This is a genomic window from Actinokineospora alba (assembly GCF_004362515.1).
GTDB classification, from domain to species: Bacteria; Actinomycetota; Actinomycetes; order Mycobacteriales; family Pseudonocardiaceae; genus Actinokineospora; species Actinokineospora alba.
In genome coordinates this window covers 1,143,674-1,159,340 of sequence record NZ_SNXU01000001.1, presented here as the reverse complement: position 1 = coordinate 1,159,340, position 15,667 = coordinate 1,143,674, and the positions used below count along the sequence as shown (strand labels likewise).

The following is a 15,667-nucleotide window of genomic DNA, read 5'->3' as shown; positions in this document are numbered from 1 at the left end:
GAGGTGTTTGTCCCGTTCGGAGCGGCCATGCCAGGTTCCGTATCAGATTCCCTTCAACCAGGCGAAACTCTGATTCGTCGCACGAAGACCACGAACTACGATCGACGCGGCGGAATACTGCCCTGGCTGTTGGGGCTGGTGCTGATCCCGGCCCTGCTCGCGCTGCTGGCCACCGTCACGCCGTTCGGCAAACGCGACGACGTCGAGTCCGACCTCGCGCTCAAGTCGCAGAACGCCCTCGCGGCGGCGGGAATCTCCGGTGCCGACGTGCGGATGGACGGCGTCGTCGCCAACGTCTCGGGTGTCCCGGCAGGCCAGATCGACGCCGCGCGCGGCGCGGTCGAGTCGGTCGACGGCGTCTGGTCGGCGGACATCGCGGGTGGGCCCGCGGGGGACAACGACAGCGCGAACCCCAATGATCCCAACGCTTCCGGTGTGCCGTCGGCTTCGGCGAACCCGGTGCCGCCCGCGCCGAGCGTGCCGATGACGGCTGACCTCAAGGACGGCTCGGTCGTGCTGGGCGGCAGCGTTCCCGACGAGGCGGCCCGTGCCGAACTCATCGCCTCCGCCACACAGGCGGCAGGCGGGCGGCCCGTCGTCGACCAGCTCACCGTGACCCCGGGCGCCACCCTGCCCGCGCCCGCCGCCGAACTCGGCAAGGCTGTCGCGATCCTGGGCACCGCTCCCGGAAACCGGGGCCTGAGCTGGGATGGCGACACCGTGACCCTGTCGGGTTCGGTGCCCACCGAGCAGGACAAGGCGGCGGCCGCGAAGGCCGCTGCCGCGATGGCACCGGGCGTCAAGGTCGACGACAAGCTGACCGTCGCCGCCCCGGCGGTCGACAAAGCGGCTGTGCAGCAGCAGATCAACGCGCTGATCGCCGCCCAGCCGATCACCTTCGAGCCCAACACGGCCACGCTCACCCCCGCGGGGGAGAACACGGTGCAGCAGATCGCGCCGCTGCTCAAGGGCGTGTCCATCGAGGTGGGCGGCCACATCGCCGACGCCCCGGGCAACGACAGTGTCGACGGGCAGCAGCTCAGCGACCAGCGCGCCGCCACCGTCCACTCGCGACTCACGCAGCTCGGAGTCGCCGCGGACCGCATGACCGCCAAGGGCTACGGCAGCACCAAGCCCGTGGCGCCCAACAACACCGCAGCAGGCCAGGCGGCCAACCGCCGGGTCGAAATCGTCGTCCTTTAGGAGACCAGACCATGAAATATCTCTTCGGGCAGGTGTGGCTCTGGTTGCTGCTGTCCTTTCTGCTGGGTGCGCTTTTCACCTGGCTGGTTCAGCGGTTCTTCCGCAAGCCGAAGGTCGAGGTGACCGAGGAACGCATCGGTGGCCCCGCCGTCCAGGACAGCGACCGCGAACCCAAGCGCGCCGCGAGCACGGACAAGGCGAGCGCCTCGGCGCGGCCACGTGCTTCCGCGCTGGGCGCCCTCGACGACGATGAACGCACCAGCGCCCTGCGGGTGGACGACACCCCGGGCGACGACACCCCGACGGGCCGCATCCCGGTCCAGACGCTCGACGACACGGGCCGCTCCGGCACGCTGAAGGGGTCGCTGGACGACGAGCCCAAGTCCGACGAGCCCAAGTCCGACACGGCCGCCATGCTCGGCGCGGCCGGTCTCGCGACTGCGGGCGGCGCCGCGGTGGGCAAGGCGAAGGGCAAGAAGGCCAACAAGGACACGGCAAAGGACACGGCAAAGGACACCGCCGAAGACACCGCCGCTTCCACGGCCGGAGAAACAGCCACGGCCAAGGACACAGCCACCGTGGGCACTGCGGGTACTGCGGGCACCACGGCCAAGCACCACCTCGCCGACGATGGCGACTCGGCGGTCTCGGCCGACCCGGCCAAGACGGAGTGGATGGCCGCCCCGCCGCCCTCGATGGAGGAAGGCAACCGCGACACCCTTCCCGCCAGGTCCGACGAGGACGCCGTCAGCGACGTCAACGTGAGCGGCTCCGCGACCAGCGGCGCGGCCGCGGGCGCGGCGGCCGGGATGGCGGCACGGCGGGCGGGTGCGTCCGACAAGAACGGCGCTCCGGCTGACACGGACGGCGAGTTCGGTTCCCTCGCGGGTTCGGGTCCGATCGCCGGCGCGGCCGCCACGGGCGTGGCCACCGGCTCGGGTGCCGATGGTCTCGCGGGCACCGGTCCGGTCGCCGACACGGACCCGGCATCCGACAAGGGCCTCGGCTCGCACGTCGTCGGTTCCACCGGGTCCGGCGCGGACCGCGGCCTGCCCGTCGAACCGGAGTCCGACGCGGAATCCGGTTCAGGCAAGGGAACCCCGATGTTCGCCACCTCGGCTGCCTCGGCCCCCGCCGCGTCCCCGGCCACCGACGAGCCGTACGGCCCGGGCTCGGCGCGTCCCGGCCCCGGCGGGGCGTCCCCGTCGCCGGAATACACCATCAAGGGCAACGCGGACTCGATGCTGTTCCACACCACGGACTCCCCGTACTACGGCCGCACCAAGGCGGAGGTGTGGTTCAAGTCCGCCGCTGACGCCGAACGGGCGGGCTTCACGCCGTGGACCCGCGCCAAGCGGGACGTGCGGCCTGTGGTCTCCCAGCCGACGTGGGAGCCGGGTGAGTACGCGGGCTCGGCCAAGCCGAAGGCCGACGGCACGGCGCCGTCGGACGAGTTCAAGGTCAAGGGCAACGTCGACTCGATGCTGTTCCACACCGAGGAGTCAGCGTTCTACTCGGTGACCCAGGCCGAGGTCTGGTTCCGCGACGCCGACGAGGCTGAGGCAGCGGGTTTCCGGCCCTGGAACCGGGTTGGTGGCGCCGAACGGGGGCAGACGGAGATTCCCCAGCAGGCGGTCGCCCGCGTGCCTGAGGGGCCGTTCGGGCCGAACTCGGCGAATCCGAAGGCTGATGGCTCGGCGCCGTCGGATGAATTCACCATCAAGGGGAACGCGGACTCGATGCTGTTCCACACGACTGAGTCGCCGTACTACCCGCGGACTCGGGCTGAGGTCTGGTTCAAGACCGCTGCGGACGCTGAGCAGGCCGGCTTCACGGCTTGGAACAAGCGGCGCATCGAGAAGAGCTAACCCTCGGCAGGCGCACGGATCAAGAACAAGGGCCGCTACCCACTGGGGTAGCGGCCCTTGTTTGCTTGTAGCTCAACTCAAGGCGCGATGGTCCAGGTGTCCTTGCCGTGCAGCAGGCTCCGCAGGTCCGCGGGCTTGCTCTCCACGGCCTGCGCCACCTGCGCCCGTGCCAGATCGTCGTACGTGTCGCGGCGCACCGAGCGGAAGACGCCCGTGATCGTGTGGCTCAGGTCCTGAGTGGACAGCCGGGACAGCGCGAACGCGTAGGACGGGTCCTCGATGTGGGCGTCGTGCACCACCAGCGCCTCTTCACCCACCTCGCTGACCTTCGCGACCTCGAGCGACCCGAACCCGCTGCGGATGACGCCGTATTCCTTCTCGGCGCCGAAGCGGATCGGCTTCCCGTGCTCCAGGTTGATCAGGCGCTGCTCGGCCTCGCCCGGCTCCTTCAGCACGTCGAACGCGCCGTCGTTGAAGATCGGGCAGTTCTGGTAGATCTCGACCAGGGCCGAGCCTCGGTGTTCCGCCGCCTGACGCAGCACGTCGGTGAGGCCCACCTTGTCGGAGTCCAGTGCCCGGCCGACGAACGTCGCTTCGGCGCCCAGTGCGAGGGACACGGGGTTGAACGGGTGGTCCAGCGAGCCCATCGGGGTGGACTTGGTGACCTTGCCCGGCTCCGACGTCGGCGAGTACTGGCCCTTGGTGAGGCCGTAGATCCGGTTGTTGAACAGCAGGATCTTGAGGTTCACGTTGCGGCGCAGCGTGTGGATCAGGTGGTTGCCGCCGATCGACAGCGAGTCGCCGTCACCGGTCACGACCCAGACCGACAGGTCGGGACGCGCGGTGGCCAGGCCGGTGGCGATGGCCGGGGCGCGGCCGTGGATCGAGTGCATCCCGTAGGTGTTCATGTAGTACGGGAACCGTGAGGAGCAGCCGATGCCGGAGACGAAGACGATGTTCTCCCGCTTGAGGCCCAGCGTCGGCAGGAACGACTGCACCGCGTTGAGCACGATGTAGTCGCCACAGCCGGGGCACCAGCGGACTTCCTGGTCGGACTTGTAGTCCTTGGCCTTCTGCGGCTCGTCGGTCGTCGGCACCCCCGCGAGGCCGGGCAGCCCAAGATCAATCGCGGTCATGCGTCGACCCCTTTCACGATGTCCGTGAGGACGTTCTGGAGTTCCTCGGCCATGAACGGCAGGCCCGCGACCTTGGTGTAGCTGATCACGTCGACCAGGTAGCGCCCGCGAAGCAGCAGCGAGAGCTGGCCGAGGTTCATCTCCGGAACGACGACCTTGTCGTAGCTCCGCAGAACCTCACCGAGGTTGGCGGGGAACGGGTTCAGGTGGCGCAGGTGCGCCTGGGCGACCGCGTGGCCGAGCTTGCGCACCCGCCGCGACGCCGCGCCGATCGGGCCGTAGGACGAGCCCCAGCCCAGCACCAGCACCCGCGCCTTGCCGGACGGGTCGTCCACCTCGAGGTCGGGCACGTCGATGCCGTCGATCTTGGCCTGACGGGTCCGGACCATCTTGTCGTGGTTGTCCGGGTCGTAGGAGATGTTGCCGGTGCCGTCCTGCTTCTCCAGGCCGCCGATGCGGTGTTGCAGGCCCGCGGTGCCGGGCAGCGCCCACGCGCGGGCCAGCGTCTCCGGGTCACGCAGGTACGGCCAGAACTCGCCGGACCCGTCGGGGGCGTTGGGCTCGGTGGCGAACTCGACGGTGAGGTCGGGCAGCGTGTCGAGCTCCGGGATCAGCCACGGCTCGGAGCCGTTGGCGATGGCGCCGTCCGAGAGCAGCAGCACCGGGGTGCGGTACTTCAGCGCGATCCGGGTGGCCTCGACCGCCGCGGCGAAGCAGTCCGCCGGGGACTGCGGGGCGATGATCGGGACCGGGCACTCGCCGTTGCGGCCGTACATGGCCTGCAGCAGGTCGGCCTGCTCGGTCTTCGTCGGCAGACCGGTGGACGGGCCACCGCGCTGCACGTCGACGACCAGCAGCGGCAGTTCGGTCATCACGCCGAGGCCGATGGTCTCCGACTTCAGCGCCACACCAGGGCCGGACGTCGAGGTGACACCCAGCGCTCCGCCGTAGGAGGCGCCGAGCGCGGCGCAGATGCCCGCGATCTCGTCCTCGGCCTGGAACGTGGTGATGCCGAACTGCTTGTACTTGCTCAGCTCGTGCAGGATGTCCGACGCCGGGGTGATCGGGTACGTGCCCAGCAGGACCTGCAGCTTCGACTGCACCCCGGCCGCGACGATGCCGTACGCGAGCGCGGTGTTGCCGGTGATCTGCCGGTAGGTGCCCGCGGGCAGCTTGGCGGGCGCGACCTGGTAGGTGACCGCGAAGGCCTCAGTGGTCTCGCCGTAGTAGAAGCCCGCGCGGAACGCCAGGACGTTGGCCTCGGCGATGTCGGGCTTGCGGGCGAACTTCTCGCGCAGGAACGCCTCGGTGCCCTCGGTCGGCCGGTGGTACATCCACGACAGCAGACCCAGCGCGAACATGTTCTTGCAGCGCTCGGCGTCCTTTTTGCCCAGACCGGTCTCCGACAGCGCGCCCTGGGTGATCGTGGCCATCGCGACCTCGTGCACCTGGTAGGACGACAGCGACTCGTCCTCGAGCGGGTTCGCCGCGTAGCCGACCTTGGTCAGGTTGCGCTTGGTGAACTCGTCGGTGTTGACGATCAGCGTCCCGCCCGCGGGCAGGTCGGCGATGTTCGCCTTGAGCGCCGCCGGGTTCATCGCGACCAACACGTCCGGCCGGTCGCCCGGGGTCAGGATGTCGTAGTCGGCGAAGTGCACCTGGAAGCTGGAGACACCGGGGATCGTGCCCTGGGGGGCGCGGATCTCGGCGGGGAAGTTGGGCATCGTCGAAAGGTCGTTGCCGAACGCGGCCGCCTCTGAGGTGAACCGGTCACCCGTCAGCTGCATGCCGTCGCCGGAGTCGCCCGCGAACCGGATCACGACTCGGTCGAGTTTGGTCCCGGCCTGACGGGAAGACCCGGCGGAGTCAGCGCCTCCGGCCACGTCGCCGTCCACACTTGTGCTCATGAACTCGCCGATCCCTCTCTCCTGACAGCGTGCTTGGCCAGTGCCGTCCGCTACTGCCAAGGGTAGTCTTCCGCCCCCGGCGAAGCTGGCGTTCGATTGCTCAACCCGGCCTGGTCGCCGACCACTTCCGCCTTCCACGGTAGGCATCGAAATCGGCAGGTCCCTCGCAACGCGCTACACATCACAGTCGGGAGACTGCGATCGCCCTCCGAGTGTCCACAGGGTGGCCCGGAAACCCCAAATTTAACTGTAACTCATGGTTACAGTATCCCAGATGCCGGCGGTTCGAGTTCGCTGTGTGGTACGCCACGTAGGGTCTAGGCGCTGCCGCTGATCTTGGCTCGCATCTTGGCCAGGAGCTGGGCGAACTCGGGGGTGTCCATGGACGCCACCTGGGTCACCAGCTCGGCCTCGACAGCGTCGGCGTGCGCGTCCATTGACGCGGTCGCGCGCATCGTCGCCTTGATGGACAGCACCAGCTCCCGCGGCCCCGCGGCGGCGGGCGCGGCGAGCGCCACGGCCGCGTCCACCAAGGCGTCGTGGTCGCCGTCGACCGCCCGCAGGACCAGCCCGACCCGCTCGGCCTCGGCCGCGTCCGGGATCTGGCCGAACAGGGTCATCGCGGTGGCCGTCTGCGGGCCGACGATCCGCTGCAGCATCCAGGTCATGCCGCCGCCCGGGTGGATGCCCAGCTGCAGGAACCGGGCGTCGAACCGCGCCTTGGGTCCGGCGAGCCGCACGTCCGCGGCGAGCGCCAGGTTCAGCCCGGCGCCGACCGCCGCCCCACCCACCGCCGCGATCGTCGGCAGCGACGACCGGGCGACCGCGAGGAAGCCCGCGTAGATCGCCCGCAGCCCCTCTTCGCGCGACTCGCCGAGGACGGTGAGGTCGGCCCCCGCGCAGAACGCGGGGGGCGCGCCGGTGATCACGATGGCGGAGGTCTGGTCGTCGGCCTCGCACTCGCCGACCAGCTCGGCCAGCCGCGCCGACATCGGCAGCGTCAGCGCGTTGCGCCGGTCGGGAGCGTTGAGCGTGATCACGGCGACGCCGTCGCGGCGGTCGAGGAGAACGTCGGTCATGCCTGCGGACCTTATCCGGGCTCAGGCGCAGGGGGACGTTCGAGCAGTGTCGACAACACCACAGTGGAGACCGTGCGGGACACCATGTCGATGGCCCGCAGCCGCTCCAGCGCGTCCTCCAGGTGATGGATGTTCGCGGCGCGGAGGTGGACGATCGCGTCCGCGGCGCCGGACACCGTGTACGCGGCGACGACCTCGGTCAGCGGTTCGAGCTTGCGGCGAATTCGGTCGGGTGAGACGTTGCCCTGGCAGTGCACCTCCACAAAGGCCTCGGTGCCCCAGCCCAGCGCCTCCGGATTGACCACCGCGGTGAACCCACGCAGCACACCTGTCTCCAGGAGACGGTCCACCCGGCGCTTGACCGCCGGGGCCGACAGCGACACGACTTTCCCGATCTCGGCGTAGCTCGACCGGGCATCGGCCACAAGCTGCGCAATGATTCGCTGATCTATGAGGTCCACACGCAACATTGTGCATGCTCAAGAGCAATGGAGCGACATTGATGTGTGTCGAATGTGGCCATACATTTCGATCCATGACGCTGCTCTCCGAAACCGCGGCCCACCCGGCCGCGGTCGAGCGGGTTCCGACGACCCGCCGCTACCTGATGTGCGAACCCAAGTACTTCACCGTCGAGTACGTCATCAACCCGTGGATGGACCCTGACCAGCCGGTCGACACCGCCAAGGCGGTCGAGCAGTGGACCGCGCTGAAGGAGACCTACGAGCGGCTCGGCCACAAGGTCGAGACCATCGAGCCGGAGCCGGGCCTGCCCGACATGGTCTTCTCGGCGAACTCCGGAACGGTTGTCGACGGCCGCGTCCTCGGCTCCCGCTTCCGCGCCCCCCAGCGAGCGGCTGAGGCCGACCACTTCCGCCGCTGGTTCCTCGACAACGGCTACCGGGATGTCGTCATGCCGGAGCGGATCAACGAGGCCGAGGGCGACTTCGCCTGGACCGGTGAGGTCCTGCTCGCGGGCACCGGCTTCCGCACCGACCCCGGAGCCCACGCCGAAGCCCAGGAAACCCTGGGTGTCCCCGTGGTGTCGCTGCACCTGGTCGACCCGCGCTACTACCACCTCGACGTGGCCCTGTTCGTCCTCTCGGAAGCCCACGACGGCCGCCGCGCCGAGATCGCGTACTACCCGGCGGCGTTCTCCGAAGGCACCCAGCGAGTCCTCGCCCGCCTCTTCCCGGACGCCGTCATCTGCACCGAAGAGGACGCGGCCTGCCTCGGCATCAACGCGGTGTCCGACGGCCGCAACGTGGTGCTGCCCGTCGAGGCCACCCGCCTGGCCGCCGTCCTGACGGCGCGCGGGTACGAGCCGGTCATGGTCGACATCTCCGAACTCCGCAAGTCCGGCGGCGGCCCCAAGTGCTGCACGATGGAGTTGCGAGGCTAGGTCGGTCTTCACGGAACAGAGAGCGGCTCCCAGTGCCCACACTGGGAGCCGCTCTCATTCGTCCCGCCTGAGTTTCGGGGTCTTCGGGTGCCTGACACCTCCGGTTGGCCTGTCAGGCATGCTGGCGCAACCGCGTTGGGGGCGCGTAAGGCGCCCACTTTGATCAAGGGGAGCCCGTGGCACAGCTGGTAGACGGCATATCGCGAACCTTCAACGAATTCCTGCTGCTGCCCAATCGGACCTCGGTCGATTGCACCCCCGCCACCGTGGATTTGCGGGCGCCGCTGGTTCGGCACGTGGCCGGAGAACCGTCCGCGATCGAGCTGCGGACGCCGTTCACCTCGGCGATCATGCAGGCCGTCAGCTCCCCCGAACTGGCGATCGCCCTGGCGCGTGAAGGCGGGCTGGGCTTCCTGCACCACAACCGGCCGGTCGAAGACCAGGTCGCCGACATCCGCGCGGTCAAGAACTTCAAAGCGGGCTTCGTCTTCAGCGACACCAACGTGCGCCCCACCGACACGCTCGGGCATCTGTGGGAGCTGATGGAGCGAACCGGGCACACCACCGCCGCGGTGACCGACGACGGGACGGCGTCCGGCCGGTTGCTCGGCCTGGTGACCTCCCGGGACTTCCACCCGCAGCGGCACGACGCCGCCGCGCTGGTCAGCACCCGCATGGTGCCCATCGACAAGGTCCCGCACAGCGGCGACGACATCGCGCTCTCCACGGCGAACGCGCGGCTGTGGGAGGAGCGGCTGGACTGCCTGCCCACGGTGGACGAGTCGGGGCGGCTGCGGCACCTCGTGTTCCGCTCGGACTACACCGACAACAAGCGCTTCCCCACCCAGCTGGTCGACGACGGCAAGCGGCTGCGGGTCGGCGCGGGCGTCAACACCCATGACTACCGCGACCGCATCCCGGCACTGGTCGAGGCCGGAGTCGACGCCTTGGCCTTCGACTCCTCCGACGGATTCAGCGACTGGCAGGCCGAAGCGCTGACCTGGGCGAAGAAGCACTATCCCGAGGTGCCCGTCGGCGGCGGCAACGTCGTGGACGCGGAGGCGTTCACCTTCCTCGCCGACGCCGGGGCCGACTTCATCAAGGTCGGTGTCGGCGGGGGCTCGATCTGCATCACCCGCGACCAGAAGGGCATCGGCCGCGGACAGGCCAGCGCCGTCCTCGACGTCGCCGCCGCCCGTGACGCCTACCGCGACAACACCGGCCAGTACGTGCCCATCTGCTCCGACGGCGGGCTGGTGCACGACTACCACGTCGCGCTGGCCCTGGCGATGGGCGCGGACTTCGTGATGATGGGCCGCTACTTCGCCCGCTTCGACCAGGCCCCCGGCGCGAAGGTCCCCACCCGCGACGGGTTCGTCAAGGAGTACTGGGGCGAGGGCTCCAGCCGGGCCCGCAACTGGCAGCGCTACGGCCAGGGCGGCCGGGGCCTGCAGTTCGAGGAAGGCGTCGACGGATACGTGCCCTACGCGGGCGACCTCCACGAGGGCCTGGCGACGACGATCGCCAAGATCAAGGCCACCATGGTCTCCTGCGGCGCCGCGGACCTGCGCGCCTTCAAGGACACCGCCCGCCTCACCTTGGTCTCCGAGCAGAGCTTCCAGGAAAGCCACGCCACCGTCATGGTCAGGGAGACCGCGGGCCTGGACTAGGCGTCGAACCGTCACAACCGAGCCACAACCGACGGTCTCTACAAAGAGGTCCGGTTCCTGACATGAGGGGGAGACTCGATGAGATCTCTGTTCGGTGTGGCGGTCATCGCCGCGGCAATGGTGGTCGGGGCGGGCCCGGTGGCGGCCGCGCCCGTCTGTGGCGCGCCCGAGGTGCGGGTGCAGGACGGTGTGATCGACGAAGCCGGTGAGACCATCTCGTTCCTGGTCACCGCTTCGGTGGCCTCCGGGTGCTCGGTGTCCGGCGAGATCGATTATTCGACGGACGACTTCGGCACCACCGACCCACACCGGGCGACCCCGTGGGACGACTACCTGCCTGTGCAGAACGGAACGCTTGAGCTGACCGCGGCCGAGCAGGAGATCAAGATCCGCGTCGACGATGACGACAAGGACGAGGGCTCCGAGCGGTTCGGTCTCGCCGTCGTCGGTGGCACCGGTGTCGACATCCGGACCGAGGCGGCGGTCGGCTGGATCCTCGACGACGACAAAGGCGTCAGCAAGGAGCCGGAGTACTGGATCCTCGGCGACGGGATCTGCTGGGAGCCCGACGAGGTGCTGATCACCGTCGTCCTGGATCGGGCCGCGGCCGTCGACACGACCATCCACCTGCGCACTCACGACGGGTCCGCCATCGGTGGGCTCGACTTCGACGCCATCCGCGACCGGACGCTGACGATCCCGGCCGGGGCGTCCAGTGTGTCCACGACGGTCAAGGTGTTCGAGGATCGGGTCGAGGAGAAGGACGAGAACTTCTTCGTCGAGATCTTCAACCCCGCGACCGGCACGGTCGTCGACGCCACCGCCGAGGTGACGATCAAGTCCGTCGAGTAGCGAGTTCCGCGGCCTCGGCCGTCGCGTTCGCCTGCTGGTAGAGCCGCATCGCGCGGTCCCAGTGGCGGGTCGCGGCGGCCGAGTCGGCGCGGCGGGCGGCCAGGTCGCCGAGGTCTCGGTGCAGGTGCGCCTCGGCGAAGACGTCGGGGACGCGGGCGCGGGCGGCGACGGCGAGGGTCAGGTGCTGGTCGGCTCGCTCCAGGTCACCCGCGTGCAGGTAGGCCCGGCCCACCGAGTCGAGCGCCATCGCCTCGCCGTGGCGGCCGCCGACCTCGCGGGTGATGGCCAGCGCCGCCTCCAGGGCCGCCAGCGCCGCCGCGACAGCGCCCCGGTCCAGGTGGGCGACGCCCAGGTCGTGCAGGATCTCCCACTCCAGCCACCGGTCGCCGATCTCCCGGCTGATCGCGAGCGCGGCGGTGAACTCGGTGATGGCGCGGTCGTGTTGTCCTCGTTGGAGATACGCCTCGCCGAGGGTGTCGAGGGTTCCCGCTTCCAAGCGGCGGTTGCCGAGATCCCGCAGCTGCGCGAGGGCGTCGTTGAGCGGCTCGACGCTCAGGTCGGCCTGGCCCATGCGGATGTACGTGCGGCCCAGGTTCCGCAGCGACAGCGCGCGGCCGAGCCGGTTGCCCGCATCGGCGCAGCGCGACACCGCGAGCCGCAGGGCCGCGACGGCCTCGTCGAACCGGCGCAGTTCGGCGTAGGCGTTGCCGATGTTGTTGTAGACGTGCCCCTGACCGGCCAGATCGCCGCCGCGCTCGACCACGGCCAGCGCGCGCATGTTGGTCTCCAGCGCGTCGTCGAGTCGGCGGGACATGTAGAACGCCACGCCGAGCGCGCGCAGCATCTCCCCTTCGGCGAGCGGGTCGCCGAGATCGCAGGCCGCCGCCGCGCCCTGGCGGCACAGCTCGATCCGCTCGTGCCAGTGCCCGGTGGCCTCGTAGAAGCTGGTGAGCAGGTAGGTCAGCTCCCAGGCCTGCCTCGGCCGCCCGGTCTCACGCGCGTGCTGCACGACCGGCAGGAAGTTGTCGCGCTCGGCGTCGAGGAACGCGATCGCGGCGCGCTGGTCGTCGCCGAACGGGACCACCGCGTCCGGGTAGCGGATCGACGGCGTGACCACGTCGCGGGCTGGGTTGATCAGCTGGTTGGCCTGGTGCGCCACCAGCAGATACCAGTCGAGCAGCCGCTCGCCGACGTCGTCGGGCTCGTCCGCGGTGGCGCACTGGCGGGCGAAAACCCTTGTCAGGTCATGGAAGCGGTACCGGTCGGCGGCGACGGCGGTCACCAGGTGCGCCGTCGACAGCTCGTCGATCGCCTGCCCCCCGACCGACCGTGCGACACCGCAGACCGCCGCGCCGAGGTGGGTGCTGAACGTCGGACCCGGGTGCAGCCCGAGCCTGCGGAACAGCCGCGCGGGTTCCTCGGACAGCGGGCTGTACGCGCTGGCGAGCACGGTCCGGACGGTGCGGGTGTCCCCTTCGACAGCGAGGTTGTCGAGCCTGCCCGCGCTGTTCAGCTCCGCGGCGAACTCCGCGATCGGCCGCTTCGGGTGCCCGATCAGCCGGGCGGCGGCGATCCGCAGCGCCAGCGGCATCCCACCGCACAGCCTCGCCAGCCGGGCGGCGGGCCCCGGCTCGCGGGCGACCCGGTCGGCGCCCAGCACGCTGCCCAGCAGCGCCACCGCGGCGTCGTGGCCCAGCGCGTCGACGGCGATCACCCGCATGGCGTGCCGGGTCGACAGCGCGGCCAGGCTGTTGCGGCTGGTGACCACCAGCAGGTTCCGGCCGCCGGGCACCAGCGGGAGCACGTCGTCGGCGCGGCAGGCGTTGTCGAGGACGACCAGGAAACGCTTGCCGTGCAACAGAGTCCGGTAGAGCGCGGCCTGCTCCGCGGGTGAGCTGGGCATCCGGTCATCGGGGACGTCGAGGCCGCGCAGGACGTGGGTGAGCGCGTCCTCGGCGGACAGCGCGGACTTCGGGTCGTGGCCGCGCAGGTCGAGAAACAGCTGCCCGTCGGGGAACCGGCTCGTCGCGGTGTGCGCCCACTGCACGGCCAGCGAGGTCTTGCCCATCCCCGCGGGTCCACAGACCACGACCACCGGCAGGTCGTCGTCGGCCGCCGACACCGCTTCGAGCGCTTGGAGTTCCTCGTCGCGACCGGTGAAGTGGCCCACCCGCGCGGGAAGCTGGGCGGGGACGACCGCGGCGGGGATCGGCTTGGGCGCGGGTGAGTCCAGCGCCGGGTCACGACGCAGGATCGCCAAGTGCAGCCCGGACAGCTCCGGTCCCGGATCGACGCCGAGGTCGTCGGCGAGCCGGTGCCGAAGCCGCTGGTAGGCGTCCAGCGCGTCGGTCTGCCGACCGGCTCGGTAGAGCGCGAGCATGTGGATGCCGGTCAGCCGCTCCCGGCTCGGGTGTTCGGCCAGCAGGCCCGACACGGCCCCCATGACCTCGTGGTGTCGGCCGATCCGCACTTCGATGTCGTAGAGCTCCTCGAACGCGGACAGCCGCAGCTCGTGCAGCCGGTCGACCTCGCCCGCCGCCCACCCCTCGACCGGCGCGTCGGCCAGGGCGTCCCCACGCCACAGCGCGACCGCCGCGCGCAGCTGGACCGCGGCCTCGTCCAGCGCGCCGCCCGCGCGCAGCGCCCGACCGCGTTCGACGCCCGCGATGAACTGGTGGGCGTCGACCGCGTGGCGTGGCGCGGCGAGCACATAGCCGGGCTCGCGGGTGAGGACCAGCTGCGGCAGGCCGCCTGCGGTGAGCGCCTGCCGGATCCGTGCGACGTGGCTGTGCAGGGTCTTCACCGCGGTCCGCGGCGGATCCTCACCCCAGACGGCGTCGACCAGCCTGCTGAACGGCAGCATCGTGCCGGGGTGCAGGGCGAGCGCGGCGATCACCGCCCGCTGCCTGGCGCCGACCAGCGCGGCCGGTCCGTCGGGCCCGACGATCTCGACCGGTCCGAGAACCCGCAGGTCGGGTAAGCCGCCGTCGCCTTGCTGGGTCATCTGGTCTCCCGGCCGGTGTGATCACGTGGAGCTTAGGCCACGCGCTTGCACTGGTCAGATCGCGAATCGGGGCCGATTCGTGCCGGGTCACAACCGTTCCGCAGCCGGTCCACAGCCGTGCGGGCGTCTGCTGTGCGCAGCGACGAGCGGGCGAGGGGCCCGCTCGGTGACCAGGGGAGAGTCCGATGTCGACCTTGAAACGAAGCCGCGGTGTCGCGGCGGTCGCGGCGCTGGCCGCGGCCTGTCTCACCGCCACTCTGGTGCCTGGGCAGGCGATCGCGCAGGACCGGGACTTCATCGAGTACCCGCCCGCGCCAACTGCGGGAAGCCTCCGGGAGACACCCGCATTGGCGCGCGTGGCCGACGACGCCAACAACGCGTTCAAGTACGCGCTCGCCACCGTGGCGGCCAACCAGGATCCCGCGGCGTACCGGGAAGGCAGCGTCGAAGCCGACCTCGCCGCCGCGTTCGCCGCCGCGCCCGCCGACGTGCGGGACAAGGCGAAGGCGGCCTCGACCCGGCTGCTCGACTCGCCCGAGTCCCGCAAGGCCGAGTTCGGCAGACACGCCGCGCACAGCCCGGAGGAGTTCGCCCGCCTCGGCTTCGACGGCGCGTTCACCGCCGACAGCGCGATGGCGGACAAGGACGCGCTGACCGCCGAGATCCGCGCCATCGCCGACCGGATCGAACAGGAGTCCCGCGCCGAGGACGCGGCTCACCTGAGGTACCTGAAGTACAGCGGCATCCCGGTGTCGCAGTGGTCGGCGCTGCCCCAGGTCACCGACCTGCGGCTGCGCCTGGAGAAGATCAAGGTCGTCGAGGAGACCGACAACAACGCCTTCGGCTCCGACGAGATCGCGCTGGGCGGCGTCCGCGTCGACAACGACGGCACGACGGAGAAGATCGCCCGGTTCGTCCCGCCGTTCGCGTTCGACCAGGGCGAGGTGTTCACCTACGCCGCGCCTGGCAAGTCCTACACCCGGTTCGACATCAACCCGGGCGCCTACCCGCGCAAGTACCTGGTCACGATGATCATGGCTGAGGAGGACGACGGCGGCTTCGCCGAGGTGCTCAACGCGGCGTGGGCGAAGGTGAAGGACAAGGTCAAGAAGGTGATCGAAGAGGCCATCGAGGGTCTGACCAGCGCGTTCCTCGGCGCGGCCCTCGCCGAGGCGCTCGGGCAGATCGTGGCCTGGCTGGTCACCACGTTCGTCGGCTGGATCATCAACCTGTTCTACGACGACCTGTTCAAGCCGGTCACCGTCGCGGTCAAGCTGCCGTCGAAGTGGGCCTACCGCTACGACAACGGGGTCACCTCGGGCTGGGACAACTGGCGCACGGGCACCCACACGTCGACGTTCTACCAGGAAACCGGCGACTGGAGCGCGGACGGCATCTACAAGGCGAACATCCACTGGGAGCTCGAGACCAGCTGATGATCGGCGAGAAGCCCGGGTGGCCATCGGCCACCCGGGTTTGCTGTTTCAGGGGTGCCGTTCCACGTCCACGGTGAGATCCGTGTCGGCGGAGATCCACCGGCGGGGCG

Annotated in this window: 11 protein-coding genes; 6 read left to right on the top strand and 5 right to left on the bottom strand. The window is 70.2% G+C overall.

What is annotated here, in order from left to right; all coding sequences use genetic code 11:
- Window positions 1-138: 138 nt before the first annotated feature.
- Together arfA and C8E96_RS05445 are read left to right on the top strand one after the other, a co-directional pair.
- Window positions 139-1,203: a channel-forming protein ArfA/OmpATb gene (arfA, locus tag C8E96_RS05450; protein ID WP_228770229.1), complete on the top strand. Its 1,065-nt coding sequence runs from the start codon at window positions 139-141 to the stop codon at window positions 1,201-1,203.
- A gap of 11 nt (window positions 1,204-1,214) precedes the next feature.
- Window positions 1,215-3,071 (top strand): sunset domain-containing protein, encoded by a 1,857-nt coding sequence (locus C8E96_RS05445; protein ID WP_091382794.1) that lies wholly within the window; start codon window positions 1,215-1,217, stop codon window positions 3,069-3,071.
- A 77-nt stretch (window positions 3,072-3,148) separates the two neighbouring features.
- Here the strand turns inward: C8E96_RS05445 and C8E96_RS05440 are convergent, their stop codons facing one another.
- The 4 genes from C8E96_RS05440 to C8E96_RS05425 form a co-directional block, all read right to left on the bottom strand.
- Window positions 3,149-4,207, bottom strand: coding sequence for a 2-oxoacid:ferredoxin oxidoreductase subunit beta (locus C8E96_RS05440; protein ID WP_091382792.1), 1,059 nt, complete (start codon window positions 4,205-4,207; stop codon window positions 3,149-3,151).
- Entirely contained in the window at window positions 4,204-6,114 is a 1,911-nt protein-coding gene (locus C8E96_RS05435) for a 2-oxoacid:acceptor oxidoreductase subunit alpha (RefSeq protein ID WP_091382790.1), read from the bottom strand. Before C8E96_RS05435 ends, C8E96_RS05440 begins: the two co-directional genes overlap by 4 nt.
- A gap of 317 nt (window positions 6,115-6,431) precedes the next feature.
- Window positions 6,432-7,193, bottom strand: a complete 762-nt coding sequence (locus C8E96_RS05430; protein ID WP_091382788.1) for an enoyl-CoA hydratase — start codon at window positions 7,191-7,193, stop codon at window positions 6,432-6,434.
- Window positions 7,194-7,204: 11 nt separating this feature from the next.
- Window positions 7,205-7,654: an Lrp/AsnC family transcriptional regulator gene (locus tag C8E96_RS05425; protein ID WP_091382938.1), complete on the bottom strand. Its 450-nt coding sequence runs from the start codon at window positions 7,652-7,654 to the stop codon at window positions 7,205-7,207.
- A gap of 74 nt (window positions 7,655-7,728) precedes the next feature.
- Here C8E96_RS05425 and ddaH point away from each other — a divergent pair, with 74 nt between their 5' ends.
- The 3 genes from ddaH to C8E96_RS05410 all read left to right on the top strand — a co-directional run bounded on the left by ddaH (window position 7,729) and on the right by C8E96_RS05410 (window position 11,117).
- Window positions 7,729-8,595: a dimethylargininase gene (gene ddaH / locus C8E96_RS05420; protein ID WP_176926838.1), complete on the top strand. Its 867-nt coding sequence runs from the start codon at window positions 7,729-7,731 to the stop codon at window positions 8,593-8,595.
- Between the two features lie 176 nt (window positions 8,596-8,771).
- A complete protein-coding gene (locus C8E96_RS05415) occupies window positions 8,772-10,265 on the top strand; it encodes an IMP dehydrogenase (RefSeq protein WP_091382786.1) in 1,494 nt (497 codons plus the stop codon).
- A gap of 78 nt (window positions 10,266-10,343) precedes the next feature.
- Complete coding sequence (locus tag C8E96_RS05410; RefSeq protein ID WP_091382784.1) at window positions 10,344-11,117, top strand: Calx-beta domain-containing protein; 774 nt, start codon at window positions 10,344-10,346, stop codon at window positions 11,115-11,117.
- On the opposite strand, the gene C8E96_RS05405 is transcribed toward C8E96_RS05410, so the two are convergent.
- Window positions 11,101-14,121 (bottom strand): AfsR/SARP family transcriptional regulator, encoded by a 3,021-nt coding sequence (locus C8E96_RS05405; RefSeq protein WP_091382782.1) that lies wholly within the window; start codon window positions 14,119-14,121, stop codon window positions 11,101-11,103. The two genes, C8E96_RS05410 and C8E96_RS05405, sit on opposite strands and share 17 nt — an antisense overlap.
- Before the next feature lie 185 nt (window positions 14,122-14,306).
- Here C8E96_RS05405 and C8E96_RS05400 point away from each other — a divergent pair, with 185 nt between their 5' ends.
- Window positions 14,307-15,557, top strand: coding sequence for a hypothetical protein (locus C8E96_RS05400; protein WP_091382780.1), 1,251 nt, complete (start codon window positions 14,307-14,309; stop codon window positions 15,555-15,557).
- Window positions 15,558-15,667 lie beyond the last annotated feature (110 nt).

What these genes read in the sequence shown, in the direction of transcription:
- C8E96_RS05445 (WP_091382794.1), top strand. Translation starts at nt 1,215, where the DNA reads ATGAAATATCTCTTCGGGCAGGTGTGGCTCTGGTTGCTGCTGTCCTTT.
- C8E96_RS05440 (WP_091382792.1), bottom strand. Translation starts at nt 4,207, where the DNA reads ATGACCGCGATTGATCTTGGGCTGCCCGGCCTCGCGGGGGTGCCGACG.
- C8E96_RS05435 (WP_091382790.1), bottom strand. Translation starts at nt 6,114, where the DNA reads ATGAGCACAAGTGTGGACGGCGACGTGGCCGGAGGCGCTGACTCCGCC.
- C8E96_RS05430 (WP_091382788.1), bottom strand. Translation starts at nt 7,193, where the DNA reads ATGACCGACGTTCTCCTCGACCGCCGCGACGGCGTCGCCGTGATCACG.
- ddaH (WP_176926838.1), top strand. Translation starts at nt 7,729, where the DNA reads ATGACGCTGCTCTCCGAAACCGCGGCCCACCCGGCCGCGGTCGAGCGG.
- C8E96_RS05410 (WP_091382784.1), top strand. Translation starts at nt 10,344, where the DNA reads ATGAGATCTCTGTTCGGTGTGGCGGTCATCGCCGCGGCAATGGTGGTC.
- C8E96_RS05405 (WP_091382782.1), bottom strand. Translation starts at nt 14,121, where the DNA reads ATGACCCAGCAAGGCGACGGCGGCTTACCCGACCTGCGGGTTCTCGGA.
- C8E96_RS05400 (WP_091382780.1), top strand. Translation starts at nt 14,307, where the DNA reads ATGTCGACCTTGAAACGAAGCCGCGGTGTCGCGGCGGTCGCGGCGCTG.